Annotated in this window: 15 protein-coding genes, 1 tRNA gene and 1 pseudogene; 8 read left to right on the top strand and 9 right to left on the bottom strand. The window is 67.7% G+C overall.

Annotation, left to right across the window (positions count from 1 at the left end; genetic code table 11):
* Window positions 1-36: 36 nt before the first annotated feature.
* From ON32_RS05665 to ON32_RS05680, 4 genes are all read right to left on the bottom strand, one after another.
* Window positions 37-357 carry a hypothetical protein gene (locus ON32_RS05665; RefSeq protein WP_138448535.1) on the bottom strand — a complete coding sequence of 107 codons (321 nt, stop codon included), beginning with the start codon at window positions 355-357 and terminating at the stop codon, window positions 37-39.
* A 214-nt stretch (window positions 358-571) separates the two neighbouring features.
* Window positions 572-1645, bottom strand: a complete 1074-nt coding sequence (locus tag ON32_RS05670) for a tyrosine-type recombinase/integrase (RefSeq protein ID WP_051132903.1) — start codon at window positions 1643-1645, stop codon at window positions 572-574.
* Between the two features lie 4 nt (window positions 1646-1649).
* Window positions 1650-2072, bottom strand: a complete 423-nt coding sequence (locus tag ON32_RS05675) for a hypothetical protein (protein WP_051132904.1) — start codon at window positions 2070-2072, stop codon at window positions 1650-1652.
* Window positions 2073-2246: 174 nt separating this feature from the next.
* Window positions 2247-2328: transfer RNA gene (locus tag ON32_RS05680), tRNA-Leu, on the bottom strand.
* A 385-nt stretch (window positions 2329-2713) separates the two neighbouring features.
* Between ON32_RS05680 and ON32_RS05685 the strand changes: the two genes are divergently transcribed.
* Together ON32_RS05685 and acpS are read left to right on the top strand one after the other, a co-directional pair.
* Window positions 2714-12073, top strand: a complete 9360-nt coding sequence (locus ON32_RS05685) for a type I polyketide synthase (protein WP_040789296.1) — start codon at window positions 2714-2716, stop codon at window positions 12071-12073.
* A gap of 12 nt (window positions 12074-12085) precedes the next feature.
* Window positions 12086-12526, top strand: a complete 441-nt coding sequence (gene acpS, locus ON32_RS05690; protein ID WP_040789320.1) for a holo-ACP synthase AcpS — start codon at window positions 12086-12088, stop codon at window positions 12524-12526.
* An 18-nt stretch (window positions 12527-12544) separates the two neighbouring features.
* Here the strand turns inward: acpS and ON32_RS05695 are convergent, their stop codons facing one another.
* The gene (locus ON32_RS05695) at window positions 12545-13201 is read right to left on the bottom strand and encodes a TetR/AcrR family transcriptional regulator (protein WP_040789298.1); all 657 of its coding nucleotides are present in this window, start codon (window positions 13199-13201) and stop codon (window positions 12545-12547) included.
* Between the two features lie 268 nt (window positions 13202-13469).
* Here ON32_RS05695 and ON32_RS05700 point away from each other — a divergent pair, with 268 nt between their 5' ends.
* Entirely contained in the window at window positions 13470-14876 is a 1407-nt protein-coding gene (locus ON32_RS05700) for a hypothetical protein (protein ID WP_040789300.1), read from the top strand.
* Window positions 14877-15001: 125 nt separating this feature from the next.
* On the opposite strand, the gene bcp is transcribed toward ON32_RS05700, so the two are convergent.
* Window positions 15002-15475: a thioredoxin-dependent thiol peroxidase gene (gene bcp, locus ON32_RS05705; protein ID WP_040789322.1), complete on the bottom strand. Its 474-nt coding sequence runs from the start codon at window positions 15473-15475 to the stop codon at window positions 15002-15004.
* Window positions 15476-15767: 292 nt separating this feature from the next.
* Here bcp and ON32_RS05710 point away from each other — a divergent pair, with 292 nt between their 5' ends.
* On the top strand, window positions 15768-15989 hold the full coding sequence (locus ON32_RS05710) for a DUF3618 domain-containing protein (RefSeq protein ID WP_040789324.1): 222 nt from the start codon (window positions 15768-15770) through the stop codon (window positions 15987-15989).
* Between the two features lie 89 nt (window positions 15990-16078).
* Here ON32_RS05710 and ON32_RS05715 read toward each other — a convergent pair whose 3' ends face one another.
* Complete coding sequence (locus ON32_RS05715) at window positions 16079-16381, bottom strand: excalibur calcium-binding domain-containing protein (protein WP_040789302.1); 303 nt, start codon at window positions 16379-16381, stop codon at window positions 16079-16081.
* Between the two features lie 320 nt (window positions 16382-16701).
* Here ON32_RS05715 and ON32_RS05720 point away from each other — a divergent pair, with 320 nt between their 5' ends.
* From ON32_RS05720 to ON32_RS05735, 4 genes and pseudogenes are all read left to right on the top strand, one after another.
* Window positions 16702-18852, top strand: coding sequence for an acyltransferase family protein (locus tag ON32_RS05720; protein WP_245550824.1), 2151 nt, complete (start codon window positions 16702-16704; stop codon window positions 18850-18852).
* Between the two features lie 484 nt (window positions 18853-19336).
* Window positions 19337-20901 (top strand): annotated as a pseudogene (gene istA, locus ON32_RS05725) (IS21 family transposase).
* On the top strand, window positions 20898-21692 hold the full coding sequence (gene istB / locus ON32_RS05730; RefSeq protein WP_040789304.1) for an IS21-like element helper ATPase IstB: 795 nt from the start codon (window positions 20898-20900) through the stop codon (window positions 21690-21692). Before istA ends, istB begins: the two are co-directional and overlap by 4 nt.
* Window positions 21693-22619: 927 nt before the next feature.
* Entirely contained in the window at window positions 22620-23102 is a 483-nt protein-coding gene (locus ON32_RS05735; protein WP_040789305.1) for a MarR family winged helix-turn-helix transcriptional regulator, read from the top strand.
* Window positions 23103-23110: 8 nt separating this feature from the next.
* On the opposite strand, the gene ON32_RS05740 is transcribed toward ON32_RS05735, so the two are convergent.
* Both ON32_RS05740 and ON32_RS05745 read right to left on the bottom strand, forming a co-directional pair.
* Window positions 23111-23425: a hypothetical protein gene (locus tag ON32_RS05740; RefSeq protein ID WP_040789307.1), complete on the bottom strand. Its 315-nt coding sequence runs from the start codon at window positions 23423-23425 to the stop codon at window positions 23111-23113.
* A gap of 60 nt (window positions 23426-23485) precedes the next feature.
* Window positions 23486-23779 (bottom strand): transglycosylase SLT domain-containing protein (locus ON32_RS05745; protein WP_040789309.1); only part of this gene is annotated, 294 nt, incomplete at its 5' end.

A 23779-nucleotide genomic window follows, 5' to 3' on the forward strand; every position in this document is an offset into this window, starting at 1 on the left:
TGCTCGCCATATCGGGCAACGGAGCGATTTTCTCGATCAGGTGTGCTTGGTCAGGCCCTGCAGGGCAGTATGTACATCGGCCACCTCGTCGAGGAGGGAATTGAGCCGGTCGAGCAAATTCGCCCGTCGTTGGTGAGCGCTGACCGTCTCCGCTTCCGGTAGTTCGGTAACCTCGCGTGGCTGGACACGTGTAGGCGTCGCTGAGGTGTCGTGGCCGAAGATCTCACTGCACAGCCGGCGGACATGGTCCTCGTCGCTGCGGGCGAACCGCCACACGTCTGAGTCCGGCGTGAGCGTTCCACCGAGTTCGTCGGCCGCATCATGGAAGCGTGGGTTGTAGGGTGCTTCGACTTCCACCTCGGCTCCGACCGAGATGATTACACTTTGCATGGCGGAGGTCCTCTCTCCGTGTCTGCCCCGGCCCGGTGTTAGCCCACCGGCCGGGGCGCATTAGATCTGCCGGGCCCGACGCTATATGTCGTCGGCCGAGGCGCTCAATACATTCTGGTGAAAACTGCTGTACATCAGCGCTTTTCGTTCTTTCCGCCGGAAAGTGGCGGATCCGGCTCGGTCAGGGCAGGCTCCTGCGATTCGATGTCGCTCTATTCGGCTGCGAGCTCTCTTCTGCATGTATCAGGGGGTGTGGTTCGTTCGTCAAGACGGACAAGGCGGCAGCGACTTCATGAAGGTTGGCCTTGACATAGGTGGCGGTAGTGCCTGCCTTTTTGCTGGAGTGTCCGGCGTATTCCTTGGCGATCGCGTAGCTGAACGTGCGTTCGACCCAGGTGAGGGTGGTGTGGCGGAGCCAGTGGGTGCTGACTCCCTGGGTGAGGACCCAGGGCAGGTGTTCGCCGATGCGGTTCCAGAGGTGGTCGTAGCGGCGGTGCGTGATCGGTTTGCCGTTGCGGTAACGCAGTAGTTGCTCCGATTGCGGGCTGTGGCGGTTCTGGGCGTGGGCGGTGAGATGGGCCATCAGGGTGGGGGAGACCGGTTGCCAGCGGTCGGTTCCGTCCTTCTCGCGGAGGTAGATCAGGCATTGGGTGGTGTCGAGGTCGTGGGGGCGCAGTCCCAGCGCGCCGCTGCGGCGGCAGGCGGTTTCGATATGCAGCCGCAGCAGCAACGAGTCGAGTTCTTGGTCGTTGCCGGTCGTGGCGGCGATACGGCAGATATCGGCGAGTTGGTGGGTAGGGATTGCGTAGCGGTGTGATTTGCGGCGGGTGGGGCGAGTGAGGGTGCGTGCGGGGTTGTCGGCGGGACGGATCCAGCCTTTCTCCTCGGCGTGGCGGTAGACGCAGCGGACGGTGGAGATGAAGTGTTCGACCGCGCTGGCGCCGCCGCGGGAGGCCCGGTTGACCCGTACGGTCGTGCGGACAGATTCGGCCAGCTGGTCGAAGTCGGGTTTGGTCACTTGGTCGAGTCGGCGATCACCCCAGCACTGTTCGAGTCTGTCGAGGTGTGTGCCGTAGGTGCGGCGGGTGCCGGGGCGCAGGGTTGCGCGCACCGCAGGGACGATCTCGGCGAAGGTAGGTGCCGCAACGGTAGGCGTGAGCAGATCCGCGGGGGAGAGACCCATCTGGGTGAGCAACAGCCTGGCCGCAGCGAGGGTGTCGGCCGGGGGAGTTGTGGACTGGTGGGTTGATGTCATCGGGTCACCTGCCCAGGAGTTCGATGCGGGCACCGAGCAGGTTCTCCAACGTCGCGGGAGGATGCACGAGAAGGCGTCCGCTGCTGCGGCGGCCGATCAGCAGTACCCGGTCGCCGACGAACAAGTGGACACGGCGTCGCTGGCGGAACGGAACCCGGAAGAAGCCGCCAGGGGTGACGTGGACCGGCCCGTCCAGGAGCTGCCCGACGAGCAGTGCATCGTCGGTGACGTCTATATGCAGGCGTGTGCCCGGGGCCCAGCCGAGAGCAGCGAAGAGGTGATGGTCGAGGATCCGGCCTGCTTCGCCCACCGTGCAGATGCCGTAGACGACATCGCCGTCGGCTACACGATGCGCTGGGGCGACGGGTGCGGAACCGTGGACCAGTTGGTCCAGCGGTGCCTGTGGGGGGATGAGTGCCGGGATCATCGAACCTCCTGGCGGTGGCTGCCGAATCGCGGCGCCGAGGAGCTGATGGCGGGTATGGTTGGCGAATCTGCCAGAAATTTCCGCAGGTCAGTAGGCATATTGCCTGGTCCCTTCGTGTGTTCGAGTGCGCTCGAACACACGGCACGCAAACCCAGCAAATTTGCTGGGTATTTGTGCGCGAGGGGGGACTTGAACCCCCACGTCCGTGGACACCAGAACCTAAATCTGGCGCGTCTGCCAATTTCGCCACTCGCGCTGATGGTACGACCGTCCAAACTTTACCGGGCCCGGGCTCGTTCGCGAAGCAGTGGGTGGGTGTGGCGTACTCGTCGGTAACTCCACCTGGGATTATAACGATTATATAACGGCCAATATGAGGGAGTCTCATGTTTCCTCGGGTGAAGCATGCGTCGGACCTGCGGCTTCAAACATGAGGAAGGTTCATGTTTCCATGATTTCTGGTACGAAAGTGCCAGAAAACTGGTTGGTAGGGCCGGGGCGTGGGGAGAAACCTGAGGATTTCCTCATGATTTTGTGTGATCCTTGCCAGGAGAGGCCGATCGGGCGTGCGACGCCCGCGCGCCGGAGGAGCCGGGGATGTCTCCGAGGACATGTCGCCACTAGTAGGAAGTCGAAGCGTCTTGACGATCAACGAGAACACGGCGGCCAAGGCCGGATACCGCGTGAACGTGGCAGGCACCGCCGGCAGGACCGTTGCCGAGGAAGTCCGCTCACCGCTGCTGGACCGACTGCGCGACGGGACCCCGTACGCGCTGGCGTTCGGCGGCCAGGGCGCTCGATGGCTCGGTGAGCTGGAGGAGATCGGCCGGGATGCGGCGCTGGAACCCGAACTCACCGCGCTGGTGAACGAGTCGGCCGCGCTACTGGAACCGGTCGCCGGGCAGCTGCTGGTGGTGCGCCCCATGGGCTTCGACCCCATGGGCTGGATGCTCGAGGACGAACTGGCCGACGAGGAATCCTCGCAGAATTCTGCCCTGCCGTCGGAGCAGGTGCTGCGCTCCGCGGCGGTTTCCATGCCGGGCGTGCTGCTGACCCAGTTGGCCGCGCTGCGGGCGCTGCGCCTGCAGGGGCTGGAGCCCACCGAGTTCCCGCCGGTCGCGGTGATCGGGCACTCGCAGGGACAGTTGGCCGTCGCGGCCCTGGAACGGGACGAACGTTCCGACGCCGAAATGCTCGCCATCGCCCAGTTGATCGGCGCCGCGGCCGGACTGGTGGCCCGGCGGCGCGGGCTCATGCCGGTGGGCGACCAGTCGCCGATGGTGGCCGTGTCGAACGTCGACCCCGAGGAACTGCGCGCGGTACTCGCCGAGGTGGCCGAGGGAGTGGATCCGGCCGCGGCGGCGGTGCTGTCCATCCGCAACGGTCGGCGGCGCGCCGTGCTCTCCGGCACCCCCGCGCAACTGCGGCGGGTGCGGCAGCGCTGCGAACGGATCCACGCCGAGCAGAGCCGCGAACGCGAGGCCAAGATGCGGGGCGGGTCGGTGTTCGCGCCGGTCTTCGAGGACCTCATCGTCGATGTGGCATTCCACCACCCGGCGCTGGCCGAGACCGTCGACCTGGTGTCCGGTTGGGCGGGGCAGTGCGGCCTGGACGTCGAACTCGCCGCGTCGTTGACACAGCGGATCCTGGTCGACCCCATCGACTGGGTGGCGACCGTGGACGAGGTCGTCGCGGCCGGCGCGCAGTGGATTCTCGACCTCGGCCCCGGTGATCTGCTCACCCGGGTCAGCGGCGGGACGCTGAAGGGCACCGGGGTCGGTATCGTCGCGGCGGCGACCCGCGAGGGCCAGCGCGGCCTGCTCACCCCGGGCGCGGCACCGAAACCCGGTCGGCGCTGGTCGGACTACGCGCCGAAACCGGTGCGGCTGCCCAACGGGCGGATCGTGGTGGAAACCGCGTTCACCCGACTCACCGGACGCTCCCCGATTCTGCTGGCGGGTATGACCCCCACCACCGTGGACGCGAAGATCGTCGCGGCGGCGGCGAACGCGGGCCACTGGGCGGAACTGGCCGGTGGCGGTCAGGTGACCGAACAGATCTTCGCCGACCGGGTGGCGGAACTGAAGAAACTGCTGCACCCCGGGCGGCAGGTGCAGTTCAACTCGCTGTTTTTGGACCCGTATCTGTGGAAGCTGCAGCTCGGCGGGAAACGCCTGGTGCAGCGGTCCCGCGCGGCGGGCGCCCCCTTCGACGGCGTGGTGGTCACCGCCGGTATTCCGGAGCTCGAGGAAGCCGTCGCACTGATCGAGGAACTGACCGAGGTCGGTATCACCCACGTCGCGTTCAAACCGGGCACCGTCGCCCAGATCCGGGCGGTGCTGCGGATCGCCGACGCCGTCCCGCACTACCCGGTGATCATGCACATCGAGGGCGGTAAGGCCGGTGGGCACCACTCCTGGGAGGACCTCGACGATCTGCTGCTGGCCACCTACGCCGAACTGCGTTCCCGCGACAATGTGGTGGTCTGCGTCGGCGGTGGTATCGGCACCCCCGAACGGGCGACCGAATACCTGACCGGCGCGTGGTCGACCGCGCACGGCTACCCCGCCATGCCGCTGGACGGTGTGCTGGTCGGCACCGCCGCCATGGCGACCCTCGAGGCCACCACCGCGCCCGAGGTGAAGCAGCTGCTGGTGGACACCCCCGGCACCCCCGACTGGGTCGGCGCCGGCACCGCTCGCGGTGGTATGGCTTCCGGCCGCAGCCAGCTGGGCGCCGATATCCACGAGATCGACAACGCCGCCTCCCGCACCGGCCGGCTGCTCGACGAGGTCGCCGGTGACGCCGATGCGGTCGCCGAGCGCCGCGACGAGATCATCGCCGCGCTGAACGCCACCGCCAAACCGTATTTCGGCGATGTGGCCACCATGACCTACCTCGAATGGCTCGAGCGCTATGTCGAACTGACCGTGGGCACCGAACGTCGCCAGGACTTCGACTGCGGCAGCGACCTCGGCGACGCCATCACCGAGGCCACCCGGTCGGTGTGGCTGGACGTCACCTGGCGGGACCGATTCGTCGAGATGCTGCAGCGTGCCGAGTCCCGGCTCGCGCCCACCGACCACGGGCGGATCGAGACCCTGTTCGCCGACGACGACCTGGAGAACCCGTCGGCCGCCATCGCCGCCCTGCGTGAACGCTACCCGGCCGCGGCCACCACACTGCTGCACCCGGCGGATGTGCCGTTCTTCGTCTCGCTGTGCAGGACCCCGGGCAAACCGGTGAACTTCGTGCCCGTCATCGACGCCGATGTGCGGCGCTGGTGGCGTTCGGATTCGCTGTGGCAGGCCCACGATCCGCGCTACTCCGCCGACCAGGTGTGCATCATTCCCGGCACCGTGTCGGTCGCCGGTATCACCAAGGTGAACGAACCGGTCGGGGAGCTGCTGGACCGGTTCGAGCAGGACGCCGCCTACTCGATGATGCGGGCCGGTGTGGTGCCGGCCGCCGTGGACGCCCGCCGGGTGGCCGGTGTGACCGCCGGCCCGATCGACGTGGTGCTGGCCGCGCCGGACATCACCTGGTCCGGACGCGCCACCGTCAACCCGGTGCACCGGCTGGGTGATCTGCACGAGTGGACCGTCGACGAGAAGGGCGCGGTGCACCCGCCGACCGGCGCCACCCTCACCGAGACCACCGGTCCGGAGGCCGAACACGCCTACGTCGAGCTGGTCGTTCCGCTGTTCGCGGGCCGCGAGGTGCGGATCCGGATCACCGTGCCGGTGACCACCTACAACGGCGGCGCCCCCCTGGTCACCGAGGAGGACGCCGATACCGCCATGTCGGCGTTGCTGGCCGTCGCGGCCGGGCAGACCCTGCCGGAGGTCAAGGGCAGGGTCGCCCACGTCAACCTGGCCTGGACGCCGGACCTCATCGCCGACCACGCCGGGGTCACCGGTTCGGGGCTGCCGGCGGAGTTGAGCACTCTGGGTCGGGCGGTGCCCGACGTGCTGGTCGGCGCGTGCTGGCCGGCCGTGTTCGCGGTGCTCGGCGCGGCCCGGACCGAGACCGGCGCCAGTGTGATCGAGGGCATGCTCGACCTGGTCCACCTGGACCACCAGATCGAACTGCTGCGGAAACTGCCGGACACCACCAGCATTCTGGTGGTGCGGGCCGAGGCCGGTTCGGTGGTCGACACCGATCTCGGCCGGGTGATCGAGGTCGGGGTCACGGTCGGCGAAATGCGTGATCAGGGCCTGGACGTGGTGCCGTTGGCCCGACTCGTCGAGCGGTTCGCCATCCGCGGCCGCACCGGCGCCGCAGAACTCGCCGACCCGCCGCGCGCCGCCGGCACCGTCGGCGAAAACGCCACCGAGACACCGCGTCGGCGCCGCCGCGACACCACCATCGTCGCGCCGCGCACCATGACCGCCTTCGCCACCGTCTCCGGTGACCACAACCCCATCCACACCAGCGATTCCGCCGCCAAACTGGCGGGTCTGGGCAGCCCGATCGTGCACGGTATGTGGCTGTCGGCCGCCGCCCAGCACACGGTGTCGGCGGTGGACACCACCAGCTCGGTGCCGCCGCGCACCCTCACCGCCTGGACCACCCGCTTCCTGGGCATGGTCCGTCCCGGCGCGGAGATCGATGTCCGGGTGGAGCGGATCGCGGTCGACGCGGGCAGCGAGATCGTCGAGGTGTCCTGCCGGATCGACGGTGAGCTGGTGATGACCGCCACCGGTCGCACCGCAGCCCCGAAGACCGTCTACGCCTTCCCCGGCCAGGGCATTCAGCGCAAGGGCATGGGCCTGGACGCGCGGACCCGATCGAAGGCCGCCAAGGAGATCTGGGACCGCGCCGACAAGCACACTCGCGAGGCGCTGGGCTTCTCCATCCTGGCCGTGGTGCGCGACAACCCGACCTACCTCAAAGCGCGCGGGGTGGAGCACCGGCATCCGGAGGGCGTGCTGCACCTGACCCAGTTCACCCAGGTCGCCATGGCGACCCTCGGTGTCGCGCAGATCGCCGAACTGCGCGAGGCCGGCGCGTTCGTGGAGGACGCGCTGCTGGCCGGGCACTCGGTGGGTGAGTACAACGCGCTCGCCGCCGTCGCCGGGGTACTGCCGTTGGAGGCGGTGCTCGAGGTGGTGTTCCAGCGCGGTTCGGCCATGCACCAGCTGGTGCCGCGGGACGAGCAGGGCCGCAGCAACTACCGGATGGCGGCCATCCGGCCGTCGCAGATCGGGCTGCCCGACGACGAGGTGGTCGACTTCGTCTCCGGTGTGGGCGAGAGCGTCGGGGAATTCCTCGAGGTCGTCAACCTGAACCTGCGCGGTTCGCAGTACGCCATCGCCGGCACGGTCGCGGGCCTGGAGGCGCTGGAGGCCGAGATCGAGCGGCGCCGGGCCGAGTTCGGCGGTAAGCGGGCCTTCATCCTGGTGCCCGGTATCGACGTGCCGTTCCATTCGACGGTGCTGCGCAAGGGTGTTCCGGAGTTCCGGAGCAAGCTGGAGCAGCTGCTGCCGCAGGAGCTGCGACCGGAGGTGTTGGTCGGACGCTACATTCCGAACCTGGTGCCCAAGCCGTTCTCGCTGGAACGCGAATTCGTCGCCGAAATCGCCGATCTGGTGCCCTCGGAGCCGCTCGCGCAAGTGCTGGCCGATTTCGACAGCTGGTCGCAGCGGCCCGCCGAACTGTGCCGGGTGGTGCTGATCGAACTGTTGGCCTGGCAGTTCGCCAGCCCGGTGCGGTGGATCGAAACCCAGGACCTGCTGTTCACCGACACCTCCGCCGGTGGGCTGGGGGTGGAGCGGTTCGTCGAGATCGGTCTCGGCGCGACCCCCACCGTGGCGAACCTGGCGAGCCAGACGCTGAAGCTGCCCGAATACGGCACCACCACGGTGGAAGTGCTCAATATCGAGCGCGAGGCCGGCATTGTGTTCTCCACCGACACCGACCCCGCCCCCGTGGAGGAGCCGGTGGAGGAGACCGCCGCGGCCCCGGTCGCCGCGGCCGAACCCGCGGCCGCTCCGGTCGCCGCGGCCCCGGTCGCCTCGGGTGGGCCGCGGCCGGACGACATCGCCTTCACCGCCGCCGACGCCACTCGGGTGCTCATCGCGCTGTGGACCAAACTGCGGATCGACCAGATCGGCGCGGTGGACACCATCGAGGGCCTGTGCGACGGGGTGAGCTCCCGGCGCAACCAGCTGCTGGTCGACCTCGGATCCGAGCTGTCGTTGGGCGCCATCGACGGTGCGGCCGACGCCGATATGGGCGCGCTCTCGGCCACCGTGGAACGCCTGGCCCGCACCTACAAGCCGTTCGGTTCCGTGCTGAGCGACGCCATCAACGACCACCTGCGCAAGGTGTTCGGTCCCTCCGGTAAGCGGCCCGCCGCCGTCGCCGAACGGGTGAAGAAGGTCTGGGAACTGGGTGACGGCTGGGCCAGCCATGTCACCGCCGAGGTGTCTCTCGGCACCCGGGAAGGCACCAGCGTGCGCGGCGGGGACCTGGGTGGACTGGTCTCCGGGCCGCTCAACGACGCCGCCGCGGTGGACGCCGTGATCGATGCCGCGGTCCAGGCGGTGGCCGCGCGGCGCGGTATCTCGGTGTCGCTGCCCAGCTCCGGTGGTGGCGGCGGCGCGACCGTGGACGCGGCCGCGTTGGGTGAGTTCGCCGAGAAGATCACCGGCCGTGACGGTGTGCTGGCGTCGGCGGCCCGGCTGGTGCTGGAGCAACTCGGTCTCGGCGACCGGGTGTCCGCGCCGGAGGCCGCCGAGGACTCCCTGATCGACCTGGTGTCGAGCGAACTGGGTTCGGACTGGCCGCGTTTGGTGGCGCCCGCGTTCGATGCCCGCAAGGCGGTGCTGCTCGACGACCGTTGGGCCACCGCCCGCGAGGACCTGGCCCGCATGTGGACCGCCGACGACGCGGTGAGTGCCGCGCTGCCGGTCACCGGTTTCGTGGGGGCGGGCGAGGCCGTGGCCGCCCAGGCCGACTGGTGGCGGCAGCGGGCGATGGGCGAGGCGCGTTCGGTGCTCGCCGGACATTACGAGCGCATCGCCGAAGCGGCGCGCGACATCGCCACCCCGGGTGAGTGGTCCACCGATATCGCCGTGGTCACCGGTGCCGGTAAGGGTTCCATCGCCGCGGCGGCCATTGCGCGCCTGCTCGGCGGCGGGGCCACCGTCATCGCGACCACGTCCCGGCTCGACGACGCCAAACTCGCTTTCTACAAGCAGCTCTACCGCGACAATGCCCGCCCGGGCGCGGCGCTGTGGGTGGTGCCCGCCAATATGGCCTCCTACGTCGATGTCGACGCCCTCATCGAATGGGTCGGCACCGAACAGGTGGACAACGCGGGTGGCGCCAAGATCAAGATCAAGGACGCCATGACCCCCACCCTGCTGCTGCCGTTCGCGGCGCCACGGGTGGCCGGTGATCTCGCCGACGCGGGTGCCCGCGCCGAAATGGAGATGCGGGTCCTGCTGTGGTCGGTGGAGCGGCTGATCGGCGGCCTGTCCAAACTGGGTGCCGACCACGATGTGGACGCCAAACTGCATGTGGTGCTGCCCGGTTCGCCCAACCGCGGCATGTTCGGCGGCGACGGCGCCTACGGCGAGTCCAAGGCGGCGCTGGACGCGGTGGTCGCCAAGTGGCGGGCCGAGAAATCCTGGTCGACGCGGGTCACCCTGGTGCACGCGCTGATCGGTTGGGTGCGCGGCACCGGGCTCATGGGCGGTAACGACCCCATGGTCGAAGCCGTGGAACAGGCCGGTGTGCGTACCTGGTCCACCGCCGAGATGGCCGAGGCCCTGCTGGAATGGTGCACCGCGGAGGCACGGTCGGCCGCCGTGGAGGGCCCGCGACAGATCGACCTGACCGGTGGTCTGGCCGACGCCGAGCTGGATCTGGCCGCGCTGGCCAAACAGGCCCAGCAGCAGGCCGAAAGCGCCACCGAGTCCGAGTCGGAGACCGCGCGCACCATCGCGGCGTTGCCGGCTCCGCCGACCCTGTCGTCCGCGCTGCCGGTGCCCGAATGGGGTGAGGTCACCGCCGATCTCGCCGATATGGTCGTGATCGTCGGCGCCGGCGAGCTGGGCCCGTACGGGTCGGCGCGCACCCGCTTCGAGATGGAGGTCTCCGACGAGCTCTCCGCCGCGGGTGTGCTGGAACTGGCCTGGACCACCGGCATGGTGCGCTGGGAGAACGAGCCCAAACCGGGTTGGTACGACGCCGAAACCGGGGAATACGTCGACGAATCCGAGTTGGTCGAGAAGTACCACGACGCGGTGGTGGAGCGCTGCGGTGTCCGCCGCTACGCCGACGACGGTGCCATGACCGACAACACCGCGCCGCTCATGGCCTCGGTGTTCCTCGATCAGGATCTGTCGTTCACGGTCGGTAGCGAGGCCGAGGCCCGTGCCTTCCACGCCTCCGATCCGGAACACACGATCATCACCCCGGTCGCCGACTCCGGTGACTGGACGGTCACCCGCCGGGCGGGCACCGAGATCCGGGTTCCGCGTCGGGTCGAACTGTCGCGCTTCGTCGGCGGTCAGATCCCCACCGGCTGGGATCCGACCGTATGGGGCATCTCGGCGGATATGGCGAACTCGGTGGATCGGGTGGCGCTGTGGAATATCGCCTGCACGGTCGACGCCTTCGTGAGCGCCGGACTCAGCCCGGCCGAGCTGCTGAGTTGGGTCCACCCGAGCCTGGTGGCCAACACCCAGGGCACGGGTATGGGCGGTATGTCGTCGATGCGTTCGCTCTACATCGACAACCTGCTCGGTGAGCCGCGGCCCAACGACATCCTGCAGGAGGCGCTGCCCAACGTCGCGCTCGCGCACGTGGTGCAGTCCTATGTGGGTAGCTACGGCGCCATGGTGCACCCGGTGGCGGCCTGCGCCACCGCCGCGGTGTCGGTCGAGGAGGGCGTGGACAAGATCCGGCTCGGCAAGGCCGAGGTGGTCGTGGCCGGCGGCTTCGACGATCTGGGTATCGAGGGCATCGTCGGCTTCGGTGATATGTCCGCCACCGCGGACTCGGCGTCCATGCGCGCCAAGGGCATCAGCGATCGCTACTTCTCCCGGGCCAACGACCGCCGGCGCGGCGGGTTCGTGGAATCGCAGGGCGGTGGCACCGTGCTGCTGGCCCGCGGTGATATCGCGCTCGAGCTCGGTCTGCCGGTGCTCGGGGTGGTGGCCTTCGCCCAGTCCTACGCCGACGGTGTGCACACCTCGATTCCGGCGCCCGGCCTCGGCGCGCTCGGCGCCGGACGGGGTGGTCGGGAGTCCCGGTTCGTCACCGAACTGCGCAAACTCGGTGTCGGACCGGACGATATCGCGGTGGTGTCCAAGCACGACACCTCCACCGCCGCCAACGACCCCAACGAATCCGAGCTGCACGAGCGCTTGGCCGACGCCATCGGCCGCAGCGCGGGCGCCCCGCTGTTCGTGATCTCGCAGAAGAGCCTCACCGGGCACGCCAAGGGCGGTGCGGCCGCATTCCAGCTGATCGGCCTGTGCCAGGTGCTGGAACAGGGTGTGGTTCCGCCGAACCGCAGCCTGGACTGCGTCGACGAGAAGATGTTCGGCTACTCGCATCTGGTGTGGCCGCGACAGCCGCTGCGTTTCGGGGAGCGGTTCCCGCTCAAGGCCGGACTGGTCACCTCGCTCGGCTTCGGCCATGTGTCCGGTCTGCTGGCCATCGTGCATCCGGAGGCGTTCATCCAGGCGATCGACCCGGAGCGGCGGGAGGACTACCAGCGTCGCGCCGAACAGCGGCGGCTCGCGGGGCGGCAGCGGTTCGTCGAGGCGATGTGCGGCGGACGTCCGCTCTACGAGCGGCCGGCCGACCGACGGTTCGGACCCGACGGCACCCCGGCGGCACGCATCCGGCAGCTGGAAGCCGATGTGCTGCTGTCCCCCGAGGCGCGCCTCGGGGGGGACGGGGCCTACCGAGCGAACGGCGAGGACGCCGGAACGGACGGTGCGCCCGTCGGTTCCGATGCCGACTCGTCGGTGACACCGTAGGCTGCTGTGTCCATGACGATCCTTGGTATCGGCTTGGACTTGGTGACCATCTCCGAGTTCGCCGAACAGCTGCAACGTGCCGGAACCACCATGCTCAGAGAAAGTTTCACCGCCGGTGAGCGGCGCTACTGCCAGAGCAAGGGCACGGATCCGGCCCGCAGCTACGCGGCGCGGTGGGCGGCGAAGGAGGCGGTGCTCAAGGCCTGGGCATCGTCCCGGTTCGCCCGCCGCCCGCAGATCGGGGACAACCCGTATCCGCTGATCGAGGTGGTCAACGACGCCTGGGGCAGGCCGAGCATCAAATTGCACGGCCTGGCCGCGGAATTCCTACCCCGGGTCCGGGTGCATCTGTCCCTGACCCACGACGGCGACACCGCCGCCGCCATGGTCGTCCTGGAGGACCCGGGCGAACTGGCAGATCTCATCGAGGGACGGGCACCGGAAGGCGCCTGAACCGACCGGCCGGCGGGGTCAGTTCTCGTTCTCGTCCCCGCCGGCCGTCCGAGATTCCTTCTCCGCCACCAACAAATACGCGACCATGAGCCGTTTCAGCTCGGCCACCGCGTCGGTATGGCTCTGTTCGTCCTGCACGGAGAAGTTGAGCATCGAATACACCACGTGCACCAGCACCTCGGCCATCATGGTGCGCCGTTTCCGGGGGGTGCGCGGGGTGAGCGGCCGCAGCATCTGCGAGACGACCTCGGCGAACTCCTTCTCGTGGATCGCACCGGTGGCCCGGGTCGACGGGGTGGACTGCATGGCCAGCCACACCTCGCGCCGGGACGGGTCGGTCACCCACAGTTCGGCCAGATGGTCGACGAACTGGTTCATATGGCGCAACCAGTCCAGCGACGGGATCTCGCCGTGGAAATCGGCCAGCTCCTGCGAAACCGCCACCAGGTCCTGCCGGTTCAGCTCGCAGACGATGACGTACTTGTTGGCGAAGAACTGATAAAGGGTGCCGATCGGCACCTCGGCCCGGGCGGCGACCTCCTCACAGGTGAAGGACTCGAAACCCACCTCCACCAGCAGTTCTCTGGATGCCTGCAACAGGGCGTCGAATTTGCGCTTACTGCGTTCCTGCGTCGGACGCCGCCGCGGCATGAGTTCCTGGGGATCGTCCTGCATTTCCAACGCAGGGTCCGGGCGCCGTTTCACCCTGGCCTCCGTGCGTACATCCACATGCCCAGGCTAGCGGTAGGACGCAACCGTCGCGATATACGGCCGTGGTCGGCTACCGGAAACTGTCCTCACCAACGACCCATCTCGGCCTCGTTTGGTCACGAACACATATCAAGGACATATCTTTCGCGTTCGGACAGGGGCGGACAGCAGGCGGGAAGCCCAGGGTTTCGGCCCGAGCACGGGTCGGTATCGGTACAGGGAGGCAGGGTCTGTGATAGCTCGGTCGGAGAAGTCGCTCGTCACCGTGGGGGTATCAACCGAGCGTGGTGCCGTTCACGCCGTGGCCTTGGATGACAGCGATGTGCCGTTGCCCGATCGGATATTGGTGCACCGGGTCCTCGAGGTGCTCGGTACGGGTCGGGCCGAGGTGGCCGCCGCGGTGGCGCGAGTCATGGACGAGGTCGCTCGCGAACTGGGACCGGCCGAGGAGATCGCGGGGGCCGCCGTCACCTACCGCGATCCGGCGGAACGTCGGGCCATCGTCACCGAATTGGCCACCGGTCCATGGCGCAGCGCCTCCATGGTGTCGACGAAATCCGCGCATCTGAGTGTCGCGGGTGCCATGACCTGGTTGGGGGAGTTCGGCCATCTGCTCATCGGCGAGGTGGTGCCCGGCTACCAGGCGTTCACACTGGTCGATGCGGCACGCACCCGGGTGCTGGCGGCGACCGGACAGTCGGCGGCGGAGCCCACCATGGCGGCGATGAGCGCCGCGGTGGGCGCGGCCCGGGACCAGATCGAGGCGGCGCAGGTGCGCCCGGACGCGGTGGTGTTGATCGGTTCGGCGGCCGATCAGCCCGCGGTCATGGGCGCCGTAGGCGGGTTCGGCGCCTCCGTCATTCCGTGTGGGATGGCCCGGACCGCGCCGGCCGCCGGTGCGGCGCTGTGCGCCATGACCGATCTGGTGGATGTGGCGGTGCCGTTGCGGTCCGAACAGCAGCGGCGTGGGCCGGTGGTGGTGGTTGCGGCCGCCGGGGTGCTGGCGAGCGGGATGACCGGCGGCGGGGCGTATCTTCTGATGAACAACAACCCGCAGTACACGTCGGTGGCCGCCGATGTCACCCCCATGGTCCCGGTGGGCGGCCAGGCCGCGGACCGGGGGTCCACGGACGCGCCGCAGCAGCGGATGTTCCGACCCGAGGCGGCGAGCAGTGTGCCCGAGACCGGCAGCCTGAGCATCCCCGCCGATTCCGAGGGTGTCGAGTATTCGACGGATTCCGAGTACTCCACCCCCCGGTATGTGGCTCCGAACCGCGACTACGAGTCGGACTCCGATCCGTCCGTCGAGGGCGCCGAGCCGCAGAGCCATTCCCTCGCCCCGGGATCGACCCCCGACTCGACGGTTCCGGATTCACGCTCGCGGCCGTATATTCCGGCCCCCATGCGCAGGGCCGAATCGCCGACCGGGCTGCTCTTCCCGGGTGAGGAACTGCCACCGCCCCCCTTCACTCCGGAGTCGTATGCCTGGTGGAGCCGGCATCTGCGACTGTTGGTGCAGTGGGCCACCCAGTTCACCCTGCCGGATTCGGAGCGACCGCCCTCGGGTGGGACGGCGCCGTACCGGACGCCCACCCCGGAGGCCGGCTATCAGGGGGTGCGCCCGGCCGCCGTCCTCTAGCGAACAGGGCGCAGCGGCGAATACGAAACACCGAAGACCGGGCGGTTCACGGTGAGGTTCGGAACCGTCCGGTTTTCGAGGCCGGCTGTGCGGGTGCTACGGCATACGGTCGTGGCCGGTGCCCGCTACACCGACAGGTCGCGGCGCAGCTTGGCGACATGCCCGGTGGCGCGCACGTTGTACTGGGCCACCTCGATCGCCCCGTCGGCGTCCACCAGAAAAGTGGAACGGATGACACCGGTGACCTTCTTGCCGTACATGGTCTTTTCACCGAAGGCGCCCCACTCGGTGAGCACCGTGCGCTCCGGATCGGACAGCAGCGGGAAATTCAGTCCTTCGGCATCGCGGAATTTCGCGAGTTTTGCCGGTTTGTCGGGGGAGATGCCGATGACATCGATACCGGCCTCGTTCAGTTCGGTGAGGTTGTCCCGGAAATCACACGCCTGCTTGGTGCAGCCGGGTGTGCTCGCGGCCGGGTAGAAATACACCACCACCTTGCGGCCGCGATAATCGGCCAGCGATACGGGGTTGCCGTCGGCGTCGGGAAGGATGAAATCGGGTGCCCGGTCTCCGGGGGAGAGTCGATGGTTGTCGGTCACCTTCGCACCGTAACCGACCATCGAGCGCGGCGCGGCAGGACGCCGGTGCCCTGTCTGTCCCGTTCCGCCCCGGCCCGCGCGTGGGCGCCCGGAGGAGGTAGCGGAGCGTGTCACGAAGAGCGTCGCTCATGCCACGGCGGGCGTCGCTCATGCCGCGAAAAGATACGGCGTGAGCGCGGATACACTCGTCCGCAAGCCCTGGACCGGCAGGTGCGGTAGAGCAGAACCACCCGCGGTGCGGGTGCGGCAGAACGGCCCGCCCGGGTGCGGGCGGATTACAGGAGGCTTGAACGTGGCAAGGGATACCGAGCGGATCGAGCGCGAGATCGAGGCCGCGCGGGCGCGACTGGCCGACACTTTGGACGAGATCGCGGTACGTGCCGATCCGCAACGGCTCGCCGAGGGCACCAAACAGCTGGCATTGGCCAAAGTGAACGAGCCGAAGGTGAAGTACACCCTGATCGGTGCGGGGGCGCTGGTGGTCGGTTTGGTGCTGTACAAGATCTTCCGTTGACCAGAGTGGCCATAGACGTGGCCGTAGACGACGAACACCCGGTAGCGGGCCGCTACCGGGTGTTCGTCGTATTTCGGGGTACTACGTGATCAGACGGTCGGGCACGCGAACCCGTCGCCGTCCGGATCCAGGTGCGGGCCGAAGCCGGGTTCGCCGCGGAAGATGGGGGCCCGGCCCGCCGCGCGGACCTCGTCGCAGTTCTGGAAGGCGCCACCAGCGGAGCCGGTCTGCGACAGCTGGGACGAGCCGGTGGCTCCCAGCAGGCTGTCGACGCCCGACGAGCCCGTGCCGGCAGAACCGGAGGGGGCCGGGACGGCCAGAGCGGCGGGGGCGGCCAGGAAGGTCAAGCCCGCCGCGGCGGCGGCGCTGACAGTGAGCCGGCGTACGTTCATGGATTCCTCTATGTGTATGTGTCTTACTGGGATGGATCGGGCGTTCGACCGAAGAACGTTCGACCGAAGAACGCAGCATCCACTGTTGTGACCTGCTGTCCGATTGTCAACCGGATGTCACTTCGACGGCACGGGAAGATCACGGAATAATGACCGCGAATTCGGGTATAAGGCGAGGTGGTGACACCCAGGCGAATTCCGGTGGCATGGTCGGTTGTGATAGGCATTCTTGCTGTGTCCGTCGCTCGTGTCCCATTGCTGATCAACACTGCGCCCGGGGCCGGCGCACGATTCGGATAGTTCGGGAGCAGTAACGAGTGTTGCGGATCGAGAACACAGCCACGACTCGGCCAACGGATGAGCCCACCGCCTCGGGGGCGGCTTCCGTCGATACCGGCCCGGCGCGCGAGGCCGGGAAACGTGCCGACTACCGACTCGACCTGGATGGTCTGCGCGGTCTCGCAATCGCCTTGGTGGTTGCGTTTCACGTGTGGTTCGGCCGGGTCTCCGGCGGTGTCGACATCTTCCTCGTGCTCTCGGGCTTCTTCTTCACCGGCATGCTGTTGCGGCAGGCCGAGCGCGGTGGTCGGGTCGAGCTGTGGCGCACCGCGCGCCGCACCGCCCGCCGGCTGCTGCCCGCTCTGATGGTGGTGTTGGCCGCGATCGTGGCGCTGACCGTGTGGCAGCGGCCCTACACCCAATGGGGAGATCTGTCCGGGCAGGTCGTGGCCTCGGCGCTGTACTACCAGAACTGGTACCTGGCAGGCGCCGCCAAGGACTATCTGGCCGCCGACCCCTCGGTGAGTCCGATGCAGCATCTCTGGTCGATGGCGGTGCAGGGCCAGTTCTATCTGCTCATCACGCTATTGCTGGCGATCACGGCGTGGGTATGCCGTCGGATAGGGGGCACACCGGCGATCCGGCCCGTGGTCGGGGTTCTCGCACTCCTGTCGGGAATCGCATCGTTCGTCTATGCCACGCTGTGGTCGGTCTCACACCAGGAATGGACCTATTACGACAGCGGTGCGCGGGCCTGGGAGCTCATGGTCGGCGCGCTGCTCGCGGTGGTGGTGGGCATGCTGCGGGTGCCCGACCACCGGTTCGCCCGGGTGGTTCGGGCCCTGCTCGCGTTCGGCGGGCTGGCGGCGGTGTTCACCTGCGGCATTCTGTTCGACGGGGCGCGGCAGTTCCCGGGCCCGGCCGCGTTGTTCCCGGTAGGGGCCGCGGTGGCGCTCATTCTGGCCGGGCTGCCGACCGAGTCGGGACACCGGCCCGTGGTGAGCCGGGTCATGGCGACCCGACCGATGGTGGAACTCGGCTCCATCGCCTATTCGCTCTACCTGTGGCACTGGCCGCTGCTCATCTTCTATCTGGTCGCTTCCGAGCGGAATCACGCCGGGTTGGTGGGCGGCCTGCTGGTCATCGGGGTGTCGCTGGTGCTGGCGGTGCTGACCAATCGGCTCGTGGAGGAGCCGCTGCGGTTGCGGTCGAGTGGGTCCGTCGTGGGGGCGCTGTGGTTGCGGCGGACGTCGGCGGTCGCGGTGACCCTGGTGGGGGTGCTGGCGCTCGGCGCGTCGATGGTCTGGCAGGCGGTGATGGTCACCGCCCCGTCGGAGCCGGTGGGCGCACTCGAACCCAATCTGTATCCGGGAGCGGAAGCGCTCCTGGCCGGGGCTCCGGTACCCGCCGCGCAGATACGGCCCTCGGTGCTGGAGGCGTCGTCGGATCTGCCGCCGCCCACCCGGGACGGCTGTATCGCCGACTGGTACAACACCCAGGTGGTCAGCTGTATCTACGGCGACCCGGCCGGTGACACGACCATAGCCATGGTGGGCAATTCGCACGCCGAGCACTGGCTGCCGGCCATGGACGCTCTGGCCAAGGCTCATTCCGTCAAGATTGTCGTCTATTTGAAGATGGGCTGTTCCCTCACTCTCCGCGAGGACGCGCAGTACCGCGGGCTCGATATCCCCGACTGTCGCGATTGGTCGCGGGCGGTGATCGACCAACTCGGACGAGAACGTCCGGACTGGATCTTCACCACCGGCACCCGGCCGATCTGGCCTATCGGTGGTGACGAGACACCGGACGAGTTCACCGAGGTGTGGGCGGCCCTGGCCGAGTTCGATCTACAGATCATCGCCATTCGTGATACCCCGTGGTTGCGCACGGACACCGGCCGCCGTTACAAGGCCTCCGACTGCTTGGCCGCGGGCGGTAACGCCGAGAGTTGCGGTATCCGCCGCAGCGACGCGCTCTCCCCGGTCAATCCGGCGCTCGCGGCGGCGGCCGCGTTCCCGAATGTGCATCCGATCGATCTCACCGATGCGGTGTGCGGGCCGGTGGTGTGTCGGGTGGTGGAGGGCAATGTGCTCGTCTATCACGACGAACACCACCTCAGCGCGACCTACTCGCGCACCATCGCCCCGGAGTTGGAGCGCCAGATCGGCGCCGTCACCGGTTTGTGGTGACCGCGGCCGGCCCCGTGGTCGGCCGTAATGGCGCCCAGACGGCCCGTGGGGAGGTTCTCGGCCGTCCGGGCTGCGGTTGTGGCCGTTCATCACGAACGGCCCGTATCGCCTCGCTCGGCCGTGGATCGGCCGAGCGACGATGACCTCGCCGGAGGGCGTGGTCCGGTCCGGTCGGTTCGTAGCTCATCGGGCACATTGTCCGGCCGAGTGGGGACGAATCGGCGTTACGCGGTTGCGCACCGGGCAGCGGGCGGTCGCCCCGGTGGTTCTATCGGTGATCTGTGACGTCACTCATCGGTGAATGTGGACGTCGGTCGAGATCGGGAGATGTTCGTATCGGCGAATTTTGACGTCGTGATCTTGGTTGCGGTGCGGGTATCGGTGTGCTTGGTCTCGGGTCCGGTCCTTGTGGAAGTGAGCCGCTGTTGCCTCGTCCGTCGAAGGTCGAGCTGTATGCCGCGATACGTCGGGATGCTCGGGCGGGATGTCGGGGCGGACGTTGCAGGCCAAGTACGGGGTGGAGTGGCGCACGGTTCAGGCGGCGACGAATATGGTGTGGCCGGCGGAGCGGAAGTCCTATCCGCGGCGGGGGTCGAAGCTGGATCCGTTCGAGCCGTTCGTCGACGAGGTGTTGCGGGCTGATCTGGATGCTCCGCGCAAGTAGCGGCACACGGTCAAGCGGCTCTATGCCCGGTTGACCGATGAGCAGGCCATGACCGGCATCGCGTATCAGACGCTGCGGACTATGTCGCCGACCGCAAGCCACAGATCCGGGTAGAGGCCGGTCGGGGCCCGGCGCAGGTGTTTATCCGTCAGAGCCATCGGCCGGGTGAGGAAGCCGAGGTCGATTTCGGTGATGTGACGATCCGGCTGCGTGGTGAGCTGGTTCAGGTTTATGTGTTCGCGCTGCGGTTGTCGTTTTCGGGCAAGTCGGTCCACCGTTGCTTTCTCTCTGGTGGTCAGGAAGCGTTTTTCGAGGGGCATGCGCACGCGTTCGCGGTGCTGGGCGGGGTTCCGTTCGGCAAGATCCGCTACGACAACCTGCGCGCTGCTGTCGCGCGTGTGATCGGGTTCGCCCGGCTGCGTGATGAATCCGACCGTTGGACCGCGTTCCGGTCGCATTACAGCATCGAACCGTTCTACTGCCAGCCCGGCATCGACGGCGCGCACGAGAAGGGCGGCGTCGAGGGACAGATCGGCTGGTTTCGACGCAACCGCCTGGTTCCGGTTCCCGAGGTCGAGTCGATCGACGAGCTCAACGCCATGATCGATATCTGGGACGTCGAGGACGAACAGCGCCGGATCGGGGCCCGGCCACACACGATCGGTGAGCACTTCGCGATCGAGAAACCACTGATGGCCGCGCTTCCGGACGAGGCCGCCGAGACCGGCCGCTGGTTCAGTCCCCGGGTCGACAAATTCTCCCAGGTCACCGTCCGCACCAACCGATACTCGGTGCCGGTCCGGCTGGTCGGACGCCAGGTCAGGGTCCTGCTGCATGCCAACCACCTGGTGGTCTTCGACGGCCGCACCGAAGTCGCCCGCCACGAACGCCTGCTCGGCAAAGCCCGGTCGCGGCTGGATCTGGACCACTATCTGGAAGGTTTGCTCCGTAAACCAGGTGCGTTACCCGGCGCGACCGCACTCGAACAAGCCCGCGCCGCGGGGAAGTTCACCCCGGTCCACGAAGCCTGGTGGGCCGCGGCCCGCAGAGCACACGGCGACCGAGACGGCACCCGCGCACTCATCGAAGTGCTTCTGCTGCACCGCCATCTGCCCCACGATCATGTGGTCGCCGGCCTCGCGGCCGCGCAGCAGGCCGGGGCACTGACCGCCGACGCGGTCGCTCTCGAAGCCCGCAAAATCGGCGAAACCCTCGATTCCGAACCCGCAGTGGTCGACCTCGATGCACCCAATTCGGTGCCGTCTCTGACCGAGCGCCGCCTGGCCCAGCTACCGCCTGATCGGCGCCCGCCGTCCTCGGTCGCGGCCTACGACCAGCTACTCCGCCGAACGCCCACCACGACGAAAGGATCCACCACCGCATGACAACCTCCACACCGCGTCGTCACGGCATGACCGAGCAGGCCGCCGACGCCGCGGTCGACCAAGCCTGCCGCATGCTGCGGCTGCCCACCGTCCGATCCCAGTTCAACGAGATCGCCGAGAACGCCGGCCGCGAACAGATGACCTACCGGGCCTTCCTGGCCGAGCTGCTGATCGCCGAATGCGATGACCGAGCCCGCCGCCGCTCCGAACGCCGGATCCGCGCCGCCGGGTTCCCCCGGGACAAATCACTGCGCGCGTTCGACTTCGACGCCAACCCCAATATCGACCCCGCCACCATCAACACCCTCGCCAGCGGAGACTGGATCAAGAAAGGCCTGCCGCTCTGCCTGATCGGCGACTCCGGCACCGGCAAATCCCATCTGCTTATCGCGTTGGGCACCGAAGCCGCCATGCAGGGGTTCCGGGTGAAATACACCCTGGCCACCAAGCTGGTCAACGAACTCGTCGAAGCCGCCGACGACAAGCAACTGACCAAGACCATCGCCCGCTACGGACGCGTCGACCTGCTCTGCATCGACGAACTCGGCTACATGGAACTCGACCGCCGCGGCGCCGAACTACTGTTCCAAGTCCTCACCGAACGCGAGGAGAAGAACTCCGTCGCCATCGCCTCCAACGAGTCGTTCTCCGGCTGGACAAAAACCTTCACCGATCCCCGGCTCTGCGCCGCGATCGTCGACCGCCTCACCTTTGGCGGCCACATCCTCGAAACCGGCACCGACTCCTACCGCCTCGCCCGCACCAAACAGGCCACCACCATCGCCCAGTGACACCGATATTCACCAATAGATCCCAGAACACGTCCCCAAAACCGGTGCTCATATCCACCGATCCAGCACACACGCCAACCAGCCGATCACCGTGGCCCGCCAGTTCGTTACCAGGGAAGTTCCGCCTTTGCCGCGACATTCGAGCCATCTGAGAAGGCTTGCCACTGCAGTTTGGCCGTTCTTCCTGCTCCTGGCATCTCCAGTGGTGGTGGCGAACTACGGTACGTATGGTGAAGCCCTTGGAACGTCCGGTTGTACTCACATTGACCTATGTCGTGAGCTCGTTCCTTTTCGGACCAGCCATCTTCCTCGGTGGTTACGTATTGTTCACCGGAGGAGTCGCGGATTTCTGTGACGCGGTTCATGGAGGACCAGCATCACGCAACGCGAAGTTCACAGCTGTCGAAAGCTTCCAGGTCACAGGCGCCGTCACCATGCTGGCCGGCGGGCTTGTCCTGCTGGCTGATCTGTGGGCCCGTCGCGATCAGATCAGCATACTGCGACTTACATTGAGTAGCTGTGGGATTCTCGCCATGATGTGCGGATTTGGCCTTGTCATCTTCCTGTCTGGCCCTGGAGGCCAGAGCTGCGAGCCCCCGGGATGACATCGCGCAATTGACCCGATGGGACCATCGTGCTGCGTGCAGTACCCTCTCGCTCGGCCGTCCAGTGACGTCAAATTTCGCCGTCACACTACCGCCATCACTCCCGCCGCCGATGCCCAAATTCGCCGACGAACGACGCCCAAATTCACTGGCATAACCACCCCGGAAATCGGCATCTTCGAGCCGGCTCCGTGCGGCGGTCGGCCGGGTGCTGCCCAGGCTCGGGCGGTTCGGGTGGAATCAGGATGTCGTCGACGGTGATGACGGGGACGCCCCGAGAGATTGGTGTCCATGTCAACCAAGCCCCGGATAGGATGATTTCGTGGTCCGCTGGTTGAGCGCTGAGGAGCAAAAGACCTGGCAGGCGTATATCCGAATGCGTCAACGGATGGATGCCGCGATAGCGGCGGGCCTGGCCCGGGACGGGCTGTCGTCGTCCGACTACGAATTGCTCGTGCCGCTCGCGGCGGCGCCGGGGGGCTGTCTGCGGGCCAAGGATCTGGCCGCCGAGGTGTGTTGGGAGAAAAGCCGGCTGTCCAAACATCTGGCCCGGATGGCGGCTCGTGGTCTGGTGGATCGGCGACCGGTGGCCGATGACGCCCGGGGTGTCGAGGTGTGGCCGACGGAAAAGGGCCGCGCGCTGCTCGAGCGCGCGGCCCCACACCATGTGGCCCTGGTTCGCGATATGTTCATCGACCGTATTTCCGACGCCGAGGCGCGGGCGCTGCGGTCGTTGTCGGCGAAGATCGTCGTTGATCCCGCCGATCCGGACGAACTGTCGGTTTCATCCCTCGATGGTTCGTGATCCCGGGTTCACGACCATGGTTTGACGGGGGGTTTCACCCACAGCAGCTTCTCGTCGACGGCCGTGCGGCGGGCCGCCGGGTGGTCCGGGTGGCGTGCCGCCCAGGCGGTCTTCTCGTCGAGTAGTCGAGCGACCTGTTGCCAGGTTTCCTCGGTGCTCGGCGGATTGACTCCCGCCACCCGGGCCAGTTTCCGGCGTACCGCGTTCGGCAGTGCGAGAAGTTCGGCACCGGAGATATCGCGGTCCCAGAGGTAGCCGGCAACGCGCCGCGCCTTTGCGGCGCGCCCGGCTTCCGCGGCCGCGGAATGAGCGTAATCGGCCATGACGCAGTTTACGTCGCGCCGACGACACTCACCGGAGGCCTTCCGCGGTGCGGAAATCCATCAGTAGGCGCTGTTCACGTTGTCCATGGAGCCGTACCGGTGCGCGGCGTAGTTGCACGCGGCGACGATATTGGCGACCGGATCCCAGACGTTGAACTCCGTGCCCGGAACGTGGTAGGCGGCGAAGGTGGGGTCGATCACCTGCAGCAGGCCCTTGGACGGGATGCCCATGGCGGCGTTGGAGTCCCACAGGTTGATCGCGTTCGGGTTGCCCGAGGACTCACGCAGGATATTGCGCTTGATGCCCTCGTAGCTGCCGGGGATGTTGTTCGCCCGCATGATGTCCAGCGCCTC

Origin of the sequence: Nocardia paucivorans NBRC 100373 (assembly GCF_000308675.1) — a bacterium.
Classification (GTDB): domain Bacteria; phylum Actinomycetota; class Actinomycetes; order Mycobacteriales; family Mycobacteriaceae; genus Nocardia; species Nocardia paucivorans.